Consider the following 16,719-nt stretch of genomic DNA (forward strand, 5'->3'; position numbering starts at 1 on the left):
TGAAGGCCGCATTGCCGACCGCATCGACCGTGGGCGCATCGTTGGAGTCCAGGAGACTCTCGTAGAATGGACGTTCTACATTCTCCCCAAAAGCCAGCGCCGTCGGCGGCAGCAGGCCGCCGATGTTGAACGCGTCGCCGATACCGCCCACCGGCACTTCGAAATTGCCGCCCGAGCTCTGTGAGCCTGCGCCGCCTGGGCCGGCAGCGGTTTCGATGCCATTGGCTTCAAACAGGGTCGCGACAGTCTGTGCGGGGATTTCGATGTCGCCGATGAAAATGGTAAGGCCGGTGATCGCGCCATTGGGAACGACGATGATCGAGCCGTCGGCCTGGACAAATTCGAGATCCGTGCCGTTGACGCGCGGCTGGTCGACGCTCGCCTCGGCCGGCAGGCGCAAGAACTCGCCGTTCTCGATCTCGATGATGGTCCGCGTCGGGTCTGCCGCTGGAGCACCCTGGGCAGCCTGCTCCGGTGGGGTTGTGTCGGTGGGCGGCACACCGGTGGCGCCGGTATCGGCCTGCGCGACCAAGATGGTTTCGCCGACTGCATCGCGACCTTCAACCAGAACACGCTCTGGATTGCGAATGCTCTCAACCATGACACTACCCCACAAATAACTTCAGTTAACGTGGGGTTAACATATAGTCACAGGTAAGACGCCACAATCGGCCGGACCCGGGAATGGCATAGCCTAATATGCGCGCAGCCGTAATATTTGTTTAACCTTAATAGATCTCGCATACCCGAATATGCAACCTTCCGTCAGCTCAGGATAAATCCGACCAACACATTGGCCGGCTCGGGGGGAGGGACAATAATGCGCGCCTGCGTCCGTCGCTCGTGGTTGTCGACCACGATGGAGACGCCGCATTCGATCGCAGTGCCAGTAGCGAGCTCAGCGAAAATCGTCTCGGCGGGGCGATCAAGCCGCAACTGCGCCTTCTCCACCGGACCGTTGCGCACCATCACAGTGCGCAAATAGCGGACAAACTCGTCATTGACCCGAACAAGATGCTTGTTGCGATCAAGCGCGAAGGACGGCGTGGGCGCCATTTGCATCAGCTTGACCGCAGCCAGCGGCGCCGCAAGCGAAGCGAGTCGGTCGTCCTCGTTCAGCAGGCGCCGAACGATGATACTGCGCAAACCGCTCGACAGGTTCGTGCCCCCGACCTCGGCGGCCCCGAGCAGTTCGCGCACCATCTCCGGGGTCTTGCGTCCTTGCCGCGTCGCCAATCGCGCAATTGCATCCCAGAACACCCCTTCCAGGCGCAGCGCGTGCCGGCCCGTGACGGTTGTGACGGTTCGAAAGATTGGAACCGACCAGTCGTCTCCTGAACTCGCACCTGTCGAGACGTCCACAAGGTGGTCGTCGCGGTTGCTATCGTTCAATGAGAGCCTCCTGTCGGACCTTGTTGATGGGCTTGAGCAGATACTGCAGGATTGAGTGCTTGCCGGTAATGATGTCCACCGTGGTGACCATGCCAGGCAAGGTTGCCAGTTCCTGTCCGTGATAGTTGAGCGCCGTTTCCTCGGCGCGGACTGTCACGAGGTAATAGGTTTCGCGCGTTTGTTCATCGACAAGGCTGTCGGCGGAGACATTGTCCACCACCCCCTGCAGGCCGCCATAAACTGAGAAGTCATAGGCGGTGAACTGGATGCGCGCGGCCTGCCCGGGGATGACAAAGGCCACGTCCGATGGCTTGAGACGCGCCTCCACCAGGAGGAAATCAGACTTGGGAACAATGTCCATCAACCGCGCGCCAGCCGTCACAACCGCACCGATTGTGGTCACATCGACTGCATTGACGATCCCATCGACCGGCGAGCGGACTTCCGTGCGGCTGACCCTGTCTGTAGCGCCACGCAGTTGCTGCTCGGCGCTGGCCAGTTCCGCCCGCCGCAGCGTCAGTTCCGACAAGGCTTCCTGGCGAAATTGCTGATCGGCCTGCTGCACCTGCAATTGCGCCTCAAGCAGCGCTGCAGCCAGGCGAGCCGAGCTTTCGACCGTCGCGTCAATCTGCCCGGACAGATCCCCCACTTCCGATCGGAGCGCCAGAAGGTCTGTCCGTGCCGTCAACCCGCGCTCGGCCATGGGCTCGACCAGGGCAAGACGCTCCTGGGCAATTTCGAGGTTGGACTGCAGGCGTGCCCGGTTGACCGTTACCTCGTTGAGCTCACGCTGGCGCTGCTCGACACGTTGCCGCAACACATCGGCCGTACTCACACGGCTTTGCAGCCGCGACTCCAATAGATCACGTTCGGCACTGCAGACGGCGGGGGCCTCTGCGCCCACGTTTTCCGGGCAGATAAAATCCGAAAGGGTCAACCCGGCGCTTTCGATCCGCAACCGCTCGGTCTGCGCGGAAAGCGCCAGGACGCGCGCCTCCACCTCACCGGCACTCGAGGCGGTATTGGTGTCGTCGAGCCGCACCAGCAATTGACCCGCGGAAACCTGCTCGCCCGAGCGCACCAGGATGTCGGTGACCACGCCGGGTTCAGCGCTCTGCACGATCTGTGACTTGCCTGAGGGAATAACCTTGCCTTCGGCGCGACTGATCTGGTCGACCTCGGCCCAATTGGCCCAGAGCAGGAATGCGACAACGACGGCCACCACCAGTACGATAATCTGCGTCCAGGCGCGCGGGGGGCGATCCGGCCGGAGGGAGTAGGTGGTTGAGGGCTTCATTTTGCTGTTCTGAAAATTCATTGCGCGTCCGCCCGCATGCGCAGTTGTTCGAGCACCTTGTCCTTGGGGCCGTCCGCAATCAACTTGCCATTGTCGATCACCATCAGGCGCGTCACCAGCGAAAGCAGGCTGTAGCGGTGTGTCGCAATCAGCACCGTCTGGTCGGGCATCAAGCTGGATTCCAGGTGCTTGATCAGCTGCCGCTCGGTTGCCAGGTCCATGGAGCTCGAGGGTTCATCAAGGAACATCACCTTGGGTTCAACGAGCATGGCGCGCGCCAGGGCGATGGCCTGGCGTTGCCCGCCGGACAACAGCACGCCGCGCTCGCCCACCGGCATGTCATAGCCTTGCGGGTGCCGCGACACGAAATCCTCCACCCCCGCGCGACGGGCAGCGGTCATCAGCCGCTCTTCGGTCGCCGCCGGGTCGCTCATCAGAATGTTCTCGCGGACCGTGCCGTTGAATATTTCGGGGTCCTGGATAACCAGGCCCACGGCGCGTCGAAGGTCCTCGGGATGATATTGGTCGATATCGATGCCGTCGATGGAGACTTCACCCTCGCTGGCGCGATGGAAATTCACCAGCAGCCGCCCAATCGTGGTCTTGCCCGAGCCGATGCGCCCGATAATGCCGATCTTCTCACCCGGCTCGATAGCAAACGAGATTCCGTCCAGCACGAACACCTTGGACTGCGGATAGGCAAACCGGACCTTGTTGAAAGTGATCTTGCCGCCCTGCACCACCCGCTGCATCTGATTGACGCGTGTCGGGCGCTCATCGGGCAGCTTCATGATTCCGTCGACCGTCTGGTAGGCCTCAACGGCGGCGCGGGCGCGTAGCAGGGTCCCGGCAATCATGCCGATCGGGGCAATGAGGCGATTGGACAACATCATCGCCGCAATGATGGCGCCGGTGGTCACATCACCTGTGGTAAAGGCATAGGAGCCACCAACAATGATCCCGACCAGGGACAATTGCGATAGCGTTGCGGTGGTATTGGTTGCCATGGCCTGGAAGGCGCGCAGCTTGTCCTGCGTATTGGACGAAGCCAGCACCGCGGCCTCCCAGCGGCGCAACAATTGCCCTTCGGCGCGCGACGCCTTCACGGTTTGAGCGCCTGTCAACGCCTCAACCAGTACCGAATTGCGGGCAGATGATTCTGCCAGCGCCGATTTGACCGCCCGGCCGGACAAAATGCCGACGATCAGCGTGATGACCAGGGCCGCCACGCCGGCGATCAACGGGAAGATGACCAGCCAGCCAACCAGCAATGTCAGCACATAGGCAAAGATGCCCAGAAACAGCACGTCGACAAACATGACCAATGTGCTGGCCGCAACAAACTCGCGCAGCACTTCGTACTGGCCGATACGGCTGACAAAGGCGCCTGTCGAAGCCGGGCGGGACGACATGGGCGTGTTCAGAACCCGATCAAACAGCGCCGAGGACATCTTGAAGTCGATCGATCGACCAACAAATTCGATCACCCCGGCCCGGGCCAGTTTGAGCAGCAGGTCAAATATCGAGACCATGCCCACGCCGATGGCCAAGACCCACAAGGTCGTCTGCGCCGAATTGGGCAGCACGCGATCATAGACGTTCATGGTAAAGAGCGGGAAGGCGATGGCGAAGACGTTGATGAATGCAGCGGCCAGAAGGACATAGATCGCGCTGGCCGCATGCCCCCGCACGGCCGACCAGAACCAGTGCCCCTGCTGCGCCATGCGGACGCCGCTATGTTCCTGCACCGCCTGAAAGTCAGGTGAGACAAACATCAGCGGCGCCTGCTGCCGGGCGTCGATGTCCTTGGCGTCCAGGTTGACCTCGCTGCCCTGCAGCGGATCATAGGCGCGATAGGTGCGGCGATTGAGCCGGCTCAGCAGCACCAGCGGTGCGCGATTGCCGGGAAACAGAATAACGGGGAAGTCATATTGCTTGAGGCGCTGAGGCGCCTCATTGCCATTTCGAACCGTCACACCGATGCGCGCAAATGCGGCCGCCATCAGCCGAACGTCCATGCGTCCGTGCTCGATCGGCAGGCCGGCCGTCAGCGTCGCAACGGAATCGGACTTTCGCCACGCTCGCGCCAGGAACCGTATGCAATCCAGAACGGGATCGACAGTGGAGGTTTTTTCAACCTCGGATTGAGCCGCGACAGTCATTCACGCCGCCGTTCTGCAAACAGGCATTACCAACCACCAAAATGTAGCTGGTGCACAGTTAAGCACAGATTGGTGGCGCTGTAATCAAAGCGCCATCACAACTTAGTTGCTAGCTGTCGGCAGAGTTAATGGTGTAAGCGTGCGCGGTTCTGATGCTTGCCAAGACTGGATATCGAACGCCGAGCGCGTGTCGGCAACTGCACTGCCATGGGTGCTCACACCCATGAAATTGAGCAATGTGCCACTGGCAGCCAGCACGCGGTATTCAGCAAACATCACACTATATCGGGCAGTTTCGCGCAGGATCTGCACATTGTAGCGCGTATTCTGGGCATCGAGCACGTCCAGCAACGAGCGCTCACCAATGATGAACTGATCGCGATATGAATCGACGAGGCTTCCCGAAGAATTGAGCTGCTCGTCATACACCCGGGCCAGTTCGCCCTGGCTTTTTAGCCGCAACCAGGATTCGCGCACCGCCTGCTCGACTTCGCGCACGGTCTGGTCAAAGACCAGCTTGGCTTCGCTTTCGCGGCGAATTTCTTCCTGAACCTGCGCCCGCGCTATGCCACCGTCAAAGATGTTCCAACGCAGGGACAGCTTCACGCTGGCATCGTTCTGCCAGCCATCAGCGCCAGAGATATCGTATCCGGTCGCAGCGCGCCCTTCGAGCTGAAGCTTTGGCTTCAATCCGGCCTCAGCCTGGTCAACCAGCGCGGACGCTGCGTCGATATCAGCGCCAGCAGTCTTGGTCCGCGGATTGTTGACAATCGCATTGGCAATCGCCAGCTCAAGCGAGCCAGGCACGGCGATCGAGGCACGGCTCGGGGCACCCACGGAGCCAGGCATCATCCCGACAAAGGTCTTGAACTCGATCTGCGCGGCAGCCAGCTCAACGCCGGCTTCGGTCAGCCGAGCCCGCGCCGCAGCAAGGCGCTCGATGGACTGGAAGCGATCTGCCTCGGTCAACTGCCCACTGTCGATGGCAGCCGCCACATCCTGAACCATTGACTCATGGAAGGTGACGTTCTGGCGGGTAAGACCCACGATCTGCTGCTGCAGCAGGACCTGATAATAGACGCGCACGATCTGGAGGGCGATAAACTCGCTGCGCTCCATCACGCGGTACGATGCACTGTCCACGCGCGCGGCCTGGCGGGCCAGCTCGGAATCGCGGAAACCGCCATCATAAAGATCGTAGGTGGCAACCAGGCCGATCTGGGTGGGATAGAGCGGATCGTTTTCGATACCAAGCGCCCGGCGGGACGGATTATTCAACATCTGGACGCCGGCAGAGGCCTCCAGATCGACACGCGGCGCGTAGAGCCCCTCAGCCTGACGCAGCTCGAAGCCGGTCGCATCGTGGTTCTGGATCGCCTGGCCGATCTCTGGATTGCTGTCCATCGCCAGCTGCACGGCCTCTTTAAGGCCCATTGCATGAACTGCACCCACACTCATCAAGGAGACGGTTGAAAGCAGGACGATCTTGAGAAACGTATTCATGCTGAAAATCTCTTTGCCCACTATCCCAACCTACCGGAACGACACGTACTGCTGGTGAAAGCAGTCGCATTTCTGAACCGACTCTTCGTCGACATAGCCACCATTGAGATAGCCCAATGCGGTCGAGCACGCCCAGCGCGCCTCCATGGCCCAGATAAAAGCCGGCTGCCGGGACGTCAGAACCGACGGATCATCCATTCCGGCCTTTGCACTTTCGAGATTGGCGGCGACAGATTGGCGAATCTCTTCGACCGGCATGAGCGGCATGACTGACTGGCGATAATTGGTGCACTGCCCGCCGTAATTGAGGAGCAGATCGGCAGCCATCCCATTGCCCGCAGCGACAAAAGTCCCCACCACGACTGCGATGACCCTGACGAATCCAAGCTGCATAGTAATTGCCCCACCCCATAACCTGCGCGCAGTTTAGTGCATCTGCGCGCCGCCGAGCAAGTCTGCCAAATCCTTTTACAAACTTTCACCGGAACCGATGCAGAAATGCCGCACCGTTTAACAAATCGGTAACTATTAGAACCATCGAAAACTAGGCCCACAAAGCATAACAAAATAGACGGCCAGCCTATCTGATCAGATGGTGCCGACCAACCTCCCACCACGCCACTGAAAGCCGAGGCTCTTTGCGCAACATCACCCGGCGCCCCTCACCGAGGGCCAATCGTTGCCCACCGTCGCATCCAGCACATTCATGCCAGTTTCCAAGGTCCAAGACAGACAAGCACTCAGCGCCCGCGCAAATGTATTTACGTCGTCGCGCCTCTGGCTGCGGAAACATTTGCCGAAGTTGAAAAAATCGTAATGACGCAAGCTAGCCGATCCTGCACCAGCGCAAACGCAATTGCGCGCACTAAGATGCCCAACTCTGCGGTTTGAAAGTATCCCACACGCTATACAAAATAGCGAAATGGCGCGCCCGGAACGATTCGAACGTCCGACCCCCAGATTCGTAGTCTGGTGCAAGCCGTTGATTTGTATACTTCTTTCCGCAAACCAGAGCCTTAGCGACGCATTGTAGATCAATGGCTTAGATCGGAAATGCAAACCGAATCCGCCATTCGCGATTAACACGAAAATGGGGCGCGGCTTCTGCTGTTGGGTCAGCGCCTCTCGCCAAGCTGTCGCCAATTCTCACCGGGGTTGAAACCGGGGAATGGCTCACTCCCTCGGTACCGCCAGTCAGATGCCTTGGGATTCACGCGCAAATGAAGCGAAGTCCTAGAAAATCCACTTAGTAAGTAGGCAGTGCCTTGGGGTGCCGAGGCATATCCGGCGACCTATCCTCCTCATCCGGATTGAACGTCTTCTTACGCACAGTGTTTGGATGGGTACTCTCGGCGTAGTGATGATGGACTTTTGGCCAACGCTAGCAAAGCCCCTTGCCATACGGGGCCAGGAAAGGCCACGAAGTCGGGCTCACCATTTGCTAGCGCTTCTGGGCATGTGCGAGCGTTGGACGACAATTCACCAACAACTTAACGTAAACACCACCGCATCCGGCATGCGGTGGTCCGTCAACCTGGTGTAAACACCACCGCAAACTGGCATGCGGTGGTAATTCGTGATAGCCGCCTGCGAAACTAGCAAAGGCGGGTCGATATGGGCTTTTTTGAAGCATCACCGCATCTATTCTTGCGGTGATGCTAACACCAAGTTGACAAGATTAGCCGGTATTGCGTTTTTCTCGAAGTCAGCAATTACAGCTTTCTGCAAATCAGGCTGACGCCTACATTTCAGCCCGACTGTTCTAAAGCTCGCTGAGCGCTTTTGCTGCATGCAACGACAAAACATGCATCAGACTGTTGAACATCCAGCCAGGGAGCACCCCTGTTGATCCTCAGACAGTCAGATCGGGCCTCGACAGGATTGATGTCAAAGTAGCGACAATTTTGGCCGCGGATATAGCTGGTACTTTTCACTCTGGGGCCTACAACTTTCTGACTGGAGAGCTGCCAGATCGGGAGACGATCCATTTCATCGCGTTGGATGAATAGCGGACCGAGACCAAGGACGTTGCGCCAGTACTCGGCGACATGCTGTTTGGTGCTTGTGCGGGTGGCGACCAAGCCGGCGCTGTGGATCAGAGACCCTAGCTTTGCCTCTAACCAAGGGTCGAACTCTTGGGCCGAACGGTGCACACGGACACACCTTCAATGGGCTAGGCGAGTATTCTAGGAAATCGACAGTGTTGTGGTCCGGAGAACGTCAGGCGAAGCCGGTCAGAAAAGTCCGCATTTCCAAAATATATAGTTATCTAGAATATTATATATAAATATGAAAATGAGAACTGGAACGAACACGCTCTGCGTTCTCCGGCAAACAAGAAAGAGCGCCTCAGCGACTTCGAGACGGCCTTATCCTACCTCGGCCTAAGCGTGGAAGGTTCCGTCTGCTCTATGAGCCTTTCGACAGAGGCCGGCAGGAGCCAGGTGGCTCACTTCACCAGCATCCGCTTCGCCCCCTTCCCGTAGGGCCCTCATCGCCAAAAGCGGTTCATCGCTCCCGCAGCCTCTCCCCTGATTTCGAAAAAAGATCTGACAACCACGGCATCCCTTTTTCCGGATCGCTATAGGGCCATTGTTAACCCGAGCGAGACCCATGTCGAACCAACAGATCCTCTCCGTTCCTTACACCATTGTATGCCCACCTCAGTGCTCAATCACCAGATCGTGCCGATTGTGGCTCTCGAAGCATGGAGTAGATGAATGACGCGCCTTGAGTATTTTCGCCCAGCGCTCATTAATGCTGCGGCCACTAAAGACGCATGGCTGCGATGGACGATTGAGCGGCAATGGGACAGATACATCACCCTATCGTTCAATGAGCCGGCGAAACTGAATCGCCTGGGAGATGTAACAGAGTCGGAAATCGCAAGTCGAAGGGATAAGCTAAAGGAGTGGGACGGGCGAATGAACCGATGCCTATTAGGCCGAAATTGGGCCAAGCTTCACGACTATCGCATGTTCAACATGTACACGATGGAAAAGCCACGCACCAATCCGCACTTTCATGGTTTGGTGCACTTCTTCAATGTAGACGAGGCAGAAAGAGAGCGCCAAGCCAAAATATTCGATGACCGCGCTGAAGACATCTGGAAATATCTAGTTGCCTCCGGGGACGTCGATGTCAAGCCTGTTTTTAATGAACTTGGCGTAGCAAATTATGTTGGAAAGTCTATCACAGATAGTCTAAACTTTGAGAACTGGGTGCCGCCTGACGAATTTTGGCGCCCCTAGTCTCTGGAACCGCAATGCCGTTGCTCGCGAAGCGAGGACGACTAGTAGCCAGCGCCAAAGCCGCACCTGCCCAACTGCCTCTCAAAACGAGAAGCAGTCCTGTCCTATGGAAACAGTCAATAGAAAACGATCACATAAAAATATTAGACATGTAATGCATACAATAAGCGAGAGCGCCGCAGGCGCTCTCAAGGCCGAAGGCCGTTAGGTACAAAATAAAAGTGTGCAGCGTCTGGTGAGCCTAAAGCTCAAGGCTGCAGCCAGATAAAATTCATCGGCCCAAGAGAGCTCGCGGCCGCGGTGACTAACCGACCTGGCGGTGTCCGGTGCATTATCGTCGACCTGCCGCGCCAGGCTGTTGTCGACCACGACCGATGGCTTGCCATACGCGCAATTCGGTTGGCGCAACTGGTCTCGGGCCTTTCAGGCCTTGCATTGCAAAGGGCTGGCTTGTGACCGCCTGATCAATTCAATTGTGCTTTGCTGCCCATTAGCTGACAATCTTGAAGGACTCGTTATGCTCCAAGGTCGGACTTGTTAATCTCGAAGGTTTAGCGTCTCGCCGCGCTTCAGGATCTCGTAGATCACCCCCTCGAGAATCGGCAGGGCCTGCCTGTCTTTGCTCAGCAGTATTGTCGCAAGTGTACTGTGCGAGGACATTGCGCGAACCACGGCTGCCTGGACGGCGCCGGGCAGGTTCCCTTTCATCGCCTGGTCTTTACTGTTTTTGTTGATCTGGGCCATCACGACCGGGTTCTCGCGGGTGATCGCCGCGACCTGGTTAACGAAGGCCACCTGGTCCTCCAGCGGTGTCGCTTCCCCGAATAGGCTGTTCAGCCGCTCAATCAGCTCCTGCATATACACGGGCAGAGCGCCAGGTCGTGAGCCGCCACCACCGCCCTTCACCGGGTCGACGGTGGGCAGCTCCTCGTCTTCGCCTTCGCTTGTCGGTTCCCGCTCCGCGATGTCGTAGCCGGTCAGCGCGATGCCGTGCAGGTCGATCTCAGCTGCAGGCACTCCGTCGAGCCGGTTCGCCAACAGCTTCGAGAAGGCGGCAAAAGTTTCTAGGTCTGGGTCACCTAGGTCTACCAGCTGGGCGATGTAGGCGTAGAGCCGTCCGAACCGGGACAAGCCTGACTTGAAGTCAGTAAGAGAAACGATCGCCGTTTCGACCTGCTCGCGTTCGTGGTCGGCACGCCTCATCCCATCGTCGTTCCCGGCGCTCTTTGCGCGCTGCCAAGCGTCCTCAGCCGAAGCCGCACGTTCCCGCAGGTCGGACAGTCGCAGATTGTAATCATCCGTCGGCTCCTGCGTCGCGGCGTACATTGCCTTGTGCGCCGCCTCGTCGTCGTTCCCAGTCGCAGCAGAAGCGGCGGTCCGGAAACGGGCGCGCTGGAAGTCGAGAATATGGGTACCGTCGTAGATACCCTGATCGTCGAGGAATTCCTTCAGGTCGTAGATGACATTCAGGTCCTGAACCTTCTCAATCCGAGCGCCCCGATCGTACTGGGCGAAGGCGGCCCGGACCACGTCCGGGTCGTTAACGAAATCGATGATGAAGGTTTGATCTTTGCCCGGGAAAGTCCGGTTCAAGCGCGAGAAGGTTTGGACAATCTCAACCGCGTTCGCGATCTTCTTGTCGACGTACATCGCGACCAGCTTGGGCTGGTCGAAACCGGTCTGAAACTTGTTCGCCACCAGCATGACCCGGTATTCTGGCCGGTCGAATACATGGCGCAGATCTTTGCCACCTGCCTCCGGGTTCATATTCGCCTCGGTGAATTCGGCGTCCTCCTCGACGACGAAAGCGTCCCCGTGGAGCAGACTGTCGTTCGGGTGCATCACTTCGCGCCCGGTGAGCTTGCCGGAGAAGCCAACAAGGGTTCGGATGTGTCTGTATTCCGGGTTCGCGGCAATGAAGGCGTCAAAAGCCCGCTTGTACCGGACCGCAGAGGGCCGGGAGCTGGTGACCACCATCGCCTTGGCCTTCCCGTCCAGAAGGTGGGCCACGTTCTTCGAGAAGTGTTCGATGATGAACTGAACTTTCTGGGCGACGTTCGTCGGGTGAAGCGTCATCCACTTCGCCAGCGCTCGCTTGGCGGCCTTCCCGTCGACCCGCTTCTCGTCGACGATCTCCTGTCCGAGGTTGAAGGCGGTCTTGTAGGGGACGTAGCCTCGCAGAACGTCCAAGATGAAACCTTCCTCAATTGCCTGGCGCATCTCGTACTTGTGGAACGAGACCGGCAGGTTGTCGTCCGAGGCAGGCTTGGTGGGATCGGCCGGCCGGCCGAAGAGCATCATGGTCGAGTGCTTAGGGGTCGCCGTGAAGGCGAAATGGGACACGTTGGACGGGCGCTTACGGGCCCGCTGGATCTCGAACAGAATGTCCTCGACCGTCATCTCCTCCGCGTCCTTGCGCGCCGACAGGGCCAGCGTTGCTTGCAGCTTGGATGCGGTGTTCCCGGTCTGGGAGTTGTGCGCCTCGTCGATGATCACCGCGAAGTTCCGGTCCCGCAGGGACGACTCCGTCAGGATCGCCTCCATGGCGAAGGGAAAGGTCTGGATGGTCACCACGATGATCGGGGTGCCCTTCAGCATCGCCTCACTCAACTGGTCGCTCTTCGACTTCGACGAGGTCTCCCGATCGATCGCGGCGATCAGCCCCTTCTGGTGGTCGATCTGCTGGACCGCGTCCTGCAACTGACCGTCCAGGACGTTCCGGTCCGTCACGATGATCACCGTGTCGAAGACCGGCGTCCCGTCGTCCCGGCGCAGTTTCACCAGGTCATGCGCCGTCCAGGCAATCGTCGAGGTCTTGCCCGAGCCCGCGCTGTGCTCGCACAGGTAGGGGTGCCCGGGCCCCTTCGCTTCCGCATCAGCGATCATCTTGTTGACAGCGTCGAACTGGTGGAACCGGGGGAAGATCAGGGTCTCCTTGACCGACCAGTTTCCCTTCAGGTCGACCACGTTCTTCTTCTCGACATAGACGAAGCTGTGGAAGATCCGCAGGAACGCTTCGGGCTGGCAGATCTCCTCCCAGAAATAGGCGACGGGATATTCACCGTCGGCTCGCGCCGGGTTTCCGGCGCGACCGTTGTCGCCCTTGTTGAAGGGTAGGAAGAAGGTGTCGTCGCCCGCGAGCTTCGTGGTCATCCAGATCGCGCTGTCGGACATCGCGAAATGGACGACCGCGCCGCGATGCTGCGTCAGGAGCGGGTGCTTGCGTTTCGTGACCGGGTCTACGGGCAAGCGGTCGCGCCGGTACTGGGCTTTCGCGTGCTCCACCGACTGGGTAAAATCGGTCTTCAGCTCGACCGTCACCAGCGGCAGGCCGTTCAGGAACAGGCCGAAGTCGATGGCGAGCTCGCGACCCGGGTGATATTTCAGCTGCGGCACGACCCGCAGCCGGTTCGACGCGTAGCGGTGCAGGACGGCGTGGTTCCTCTGGTCCTCCGGGGCCGCCTCGGACAGGTCGAGGTGACCGGCGCCTGCGATCGAGAAGCCTCTGCGCAGGGTTTGCACCATCCCCTGTTTCTCCAGCGCGGCCTCCAGCCGATCCATGACGACCGTCAGGGTCTTGTCGCCGTTCATCGCGTGAAGGCGGTCCCATTTCTGCGGCTGGGTGGCGCGCAGCCAGGCTTCCAGGTCCTCCGGATACATGGCGCGGTCCGCGTCATAGGCGTCGGAGGTGCCGACCAGCCAGCCCGCCGCGGCGAGCTTGCCAACGATATGGGATTCCAGGTGCTTCTCGTGATGCAGGTCGCTCATGCAGCAAGCCTCACGTCGATCTTGCCGGTGACGGCGGCGGTGATCAGGGCGGCACGCTTCTCGCGGAGAAGGTCGATGCTGCGCTCGGTTAGGGCGATCAGGCTGTCGATTTTTGCCGTCTGGGTCTCGATGTGCTCAACGATCTGACATGCGTCGTTTTCGGGTGGAAACGGGATGCGGATCGAAGTGAACTTGGGTGGTCTGATGGTTTTTCGTAGTCCCGTGTAGAACGGCTTGAGGCCTTTGCACATATCGAGGTGAAGGAACAGGAAATAGAGATACTTTGAATAGATAAGCGCAAGACAATCGAAAACCGAATAGGCACCCGTGATCATGCCGTGGCGATCAGACAGCCCTACCGTTCGTGGGGTTTCGTCAATATCGAACAAGCAGAACACAAAGTCGCCGGGGCTGACTTCCTGATAGGAATCGAAAGACTCAGGGAATTTTCCGAAATTTTCGCTGATATCGCGCTCGATCACGCCACGCGTGGTCAAAGACAACAGCCTGTATTCGCCGTGGCGTGATCCAACGATGTTCTTCTTGACCCGCAACGCTCGGCCGACGGGAGATATGTCCCAAATTTCTGGCACCATGCCGACCGCCTTGAATGGACCATCTTTCATCGGCGCGTCTGGGTCGATGCCCTTCGTCACCGCATGGGTGATCACGGCCGCCCGCTTTTCCTTCAGCAGCGTGATGAACCGGGTCTTCTTCTCGATCAGCCCGTCAATCCGGCCAGTTTCGACCTCGATATGGTCGGCGATAGCTGCCTGTTCGCGGAGATCCGGCTTCGGCAGCTTCACCTTGCGGACGTGACTGAAGTTCAGGTCCTGCCCGTCACGGACAAAGTTTGAGGTCAGGCGAAGCGCCTGAATGTAGAGGCTGGATTTCATTAGGGCGCCATAAAATCGCCCTTCTACGTCTGGTCCGGGCTTAAGCACCGTGTAGGAGGAACGGACGCTGCCGACAGCGCGGGCGCGCTCGAGCCCACCATCCATGCTGCGCATACTGATCACGAAATCGCCTAGTTCGACATGCTTGCGCATATCGAGATTGACGACCGCCATAGTGACTTGACGTTGCTCAAGCGCCTCGAATTCTGCAACCGGGATGACCCCGTACTTCTGAGTCGCGGACAGCAGCTGGTCGCCTTCGCGTGCGCGCTCCTTGCTCTCAGTGAATAGAGCGGCCGGCGGAACAACCTCCCAATGAGCAGGCACCTGCCCCAGCCAGTCTGCGCCTGAGTCCTTCATCGGAGTTCGCTTGCACGAGATGGGTGTCTTGAGATCTGTACCTGTCATTCCGTCAGTTCCGCGAGCAACGATGCAATGTCCGCCTCGACCGCCTTCAGCTCGGCGTCAATCTCCTCCAGATCGCGGGGTGGCTGGTATTCATAGAAGTAGCGGTTGAAGTTGATCTCGTACCCCACGACGCCCACCTCACCGTCGTATTCATCACGGAACGTCTCATCCAAATAGGCGTCGGGCGCATGAGGCAGCACCTCCTGCGCCATGTAGTCCCGGATGTCGGTACCCAGGGGGATGTTCTCGTAATCCGTCAGGTCGTCGTCGGGGATGAGATCGCCGTTCTTGTCGCAAATCGGATCGATCTCCGGATCGTGGACGCCGAAGGCCTTCTGAAACGCCTTGATCAACGCGGCTGGGACAGATCGCTGACTGATCATCGCGCCGGAGTTCTTCCGCAGCCAGGCCGCCATCCAGTGCCAGCCATGGATCGCGCCCATCTCGCGATCAAGCAGCTTCAGCCAGAGGTCCTTCGAGTCGGTCGTCAGGCGCACCCACGCCTTCTCGGACTCGAGCGCCGCCAGCCCCTCCTGTGAGATCACGATCTTCTTGCGCAGCGGGCGCAGGACCTTCACCCGGCGATAGCCGAAGTCGCGGCTGTCGAAGATTCGGCTCGCCTTTGTCTCGGCGAAATCGGCATACATCTGGACGATCTGCCGGATCTGGCCATCCCCGACGCGGCGGCGCTTGTTGCCCTCGCTCTTGCGCATGGGCTCGAACAGCGCGGTCGCGTCGATCAGCTGGACCTTGCCCTTCCGGTCGGCCGGCTTCTTGTTGGACAGGAGCCAGATGTAGGTGCCGATCCCGGTGCGGAAGAAGATTTCGGTCGGAAGCGCGATGATCGCCTCGACCACGTCCTCTTCCAGCAGGTAGCGCCGGATCTCGGATTCCCCTTGCCCTGCATTCCCGTTGAAGAGGGGCGAGCCGGACAGGACGATCGCCGCCCGTCCACCGCCGCGCTCCGGCGTCTCCAGCTTGCTGAGGAGGTGGAGGAGGAACAGCATCGACCCGTCGCTGACGCGCGGCAGCTTGGGGCCGAAGCGGCCCTCGAACCCCTTCTCCTGATGCTCCCTGACCACGGCGGTCTGGTCCATCTCCCATTTCTTACCGAAGGGCGGATTCGAGACGCAGTAATGGAACCGTTCGTTCGCGAGCTTGTCGTCCGACAGGGTGCTGCCGAGCTTGATGTTCTTCGACAGGTCGCGGCCGGGATCGGACTCGACGGTCTTGAGCAGCATCGAGGCGAGGCAGACCGCGTGAGTCTCCGGTTCCAGCTCCTGTCCATAGGGCACAATCACCGGGGCGACCGAATACCGGTCGCGCAGCGCGTTCACATGCCCCATCCCGTCCGACAGGAAGCCGCCGGTGCCGCAGGTGGGATCATAGAGGGTCCGGATCAGGCCGGGGCTGTCGATGAACATCTGGTCGTCGGGGTCGAGCAGCAGTTCGATGGCCAGATGGACGACGTCGCGCGGAGTCATGAAATCTTCAGCCGCTTCGTTCACCTCGGCCCCGAAACGGCGGATCAGGTGTTCATAAACGTTGGACATGACCCGCTCCGGAACTGTGTCAGGGTGCAGGTCGATGGCGGCAAAGTTCTGACAGATCTTGTAAAGGACCCCGGCCTTGTCCATCCGGGCCAGCGTGTTCGCGAAATCGAACTGTTCAAAGATGACCCGGGCGTTGTCGGAGAACGAGGCGATGTAGTCCTCGAGGTTCTGACGGGTCCGGGTCGCGCCGAGGCTGCGGAGGTCGTAGTTCGAGGTGTTGTAGAACGGGTACCCGGTCTGCGTGCGCAGGATGACGTCGAGGTCTATCCCGCTGTCTTTCATCTTCTTGACACTCTCGCGCACCTGATCCCGGGTCGGCTCCAGAACGCATTCCAGGCGTCGCAGGAGAGCAAAGGGCAGAATGATCTTGCCGAAATCGACGTGCTTAAAATTTCCCCAGAGGTCGTCCGCGTTCTTCCAGATGAAATCGGCGAGAGCGGTGTTCGTATTCATCTGTCTTCCCTAGTTTTGTGGCATTCTGAGTTGCAG

The 16,719-nt window shown here is 59.2% G+C and carries 10 protein-coding genes; 1 reads left to right on the forward strand and 9 read right to left on the reverse strand.

Features of this window, described 5'->3' with window-relative positions; genetic code table 11:
* The 6 genes from NIM87_RS13290 to NIM87_RS13315 form a co-directional block, all read right to left on the reverse strand.
* Positions 1-601: hypothetical protein (locus NIM87_RS13290; RefSeq protein ID WP_254675189.1), on the reverse strand; the 601-nt coding region annotated here is incomplete at its 3' end.
* 164 nt (positions 602-765) lie between these two features.
* Positions 766-1,392 carry a ribbon-helix-helix domain-containing protein gene (locus NIM87_RS13295; protein WP_254675190.1) on the reverse strand — a complete coding sequence of 209 codons (627 nt, stop codon included), beginning with the start codon at positions 1,390-1,392 and terminating at the stop codon, positions 766-768.
* A complete protein-coding gene (locus tag NIM87_RS13300) occupies positions 1,382-2,689 on the reverse strand; it encodes an HlyD family type I secretion periplasmic adaptor subunit (RefSeq protein WP_254675191.1) in 1,308 nt (435 codons plus the stop codon). The genes NIM87_RS13295 and NIM87_RS13300 overlap by 11 nt, the downstream gene beginning before the upstream one ends.
* A 17-nt stretch (positions 2,690-2,706) precedes the next feature.
* Entirely contained in the window at positions 2,707-4,851 is a 2,145-nt protein-coding gene (locus NIM87_RS13305) for a type I secretion system permease/ATPase (RefSeq protein WP_254675192.1), read from the reverse strand.
* A gap of 102 nt (positions 4,852-4,953) precedes the next feature.
* Positions 4,954-6,354, reverse strand: coding sequence for a TolC family outer membrane protein (locus NIM87_RS13310; protein ID WP_254675193.1), 1,401 nt, complete (start codon positions 6,352-6,354; stop codon positions 4,954-4,956).
* Between the two features lie 30 nt (positions 6,355-6,384).
* On the reverse strand, positions 6,385-6,747 hold the full coding sequence (locus tag NIM87_RS13315; protein WP_254675194.1) for a hypothetical protein: 363 nt from the start codon (positions 6,745-6,747) through the stop codon (positions 6,385-6,387).
* A gap of 2,327 nt (positions 6,748-9,074) precedes the next feature.
* Here NIM87_RS13315 and NIM87_RS13320 point away from each other — a divergent pair.
* A complete protein-coding gene (locus tag NIM87_RS13320; RefSeq protein ID WP_254675195.1) occupies positions 9,075-9,605 on the forward strand; it encodes a hypothetical protein in 531 nt (176 codons plus the stop codon).
* A gap of 537 nt (positions 9,606-10,142) precedes the next feature.
* Here the strand turns inward: NIM87_RS13320 and NIM87_RS13325 are convergent.
* The 3 genes from NIM87_RS13325 to NIM87_RS13335 are packed head-to-tail and all read right to left on the reverse strand — an operon-like array spanning position 10,143 to position 16,683.
* The gene (locus tag NIM87_RS13325; RefSeq protein ID WP_254675196.1) at positions 10,143-13,373 is read right to left on the reverse strand and encodes a type I restriction endonuclease subunit R; all 3,231 of its coding nucleotides are present in this window, start codon (positions 13,371-13,373) and stop codon (positions 10,143-10,145) included.
* A complete protein-coding gene (locus NIM87_RS13330) occupies positions 13,370-14,677 on the reverse strand; it encodes a hypothetical protein (protein WP_254675197.1) in 1,308 nt (435 codons plus the stop codon). The genes NIM87_RS13325 and NIM87_RS13330 overlap by 4 nt, the downstream gene beginning before the upstream one ends.
* Entirely contained in the window at positions 14,674-16,683 is a 2,010-nt protein-coding gene (locus NIM87_RS13335) for a type I restriction-modification system subunit M (RefSeq protein WP_254675198.1), read from the reverse strand. Before NIM87_RS13335 ends, NIM87_RS13330 begins: the two co-directional genes overlap by 4 nt.
* Between the last annotated feature and the right edge of the window lie 36 nt (positions 16,684-16,719).

It is taken from the genome of Devosia ureilytica, assembly GCF_024273195.1.
GTDB lineage: Bacteria > Pseudomonadota > Alphaproteobacteria > Rhizobiales > Devosiaceae > Devosia > Devosia ureilytica.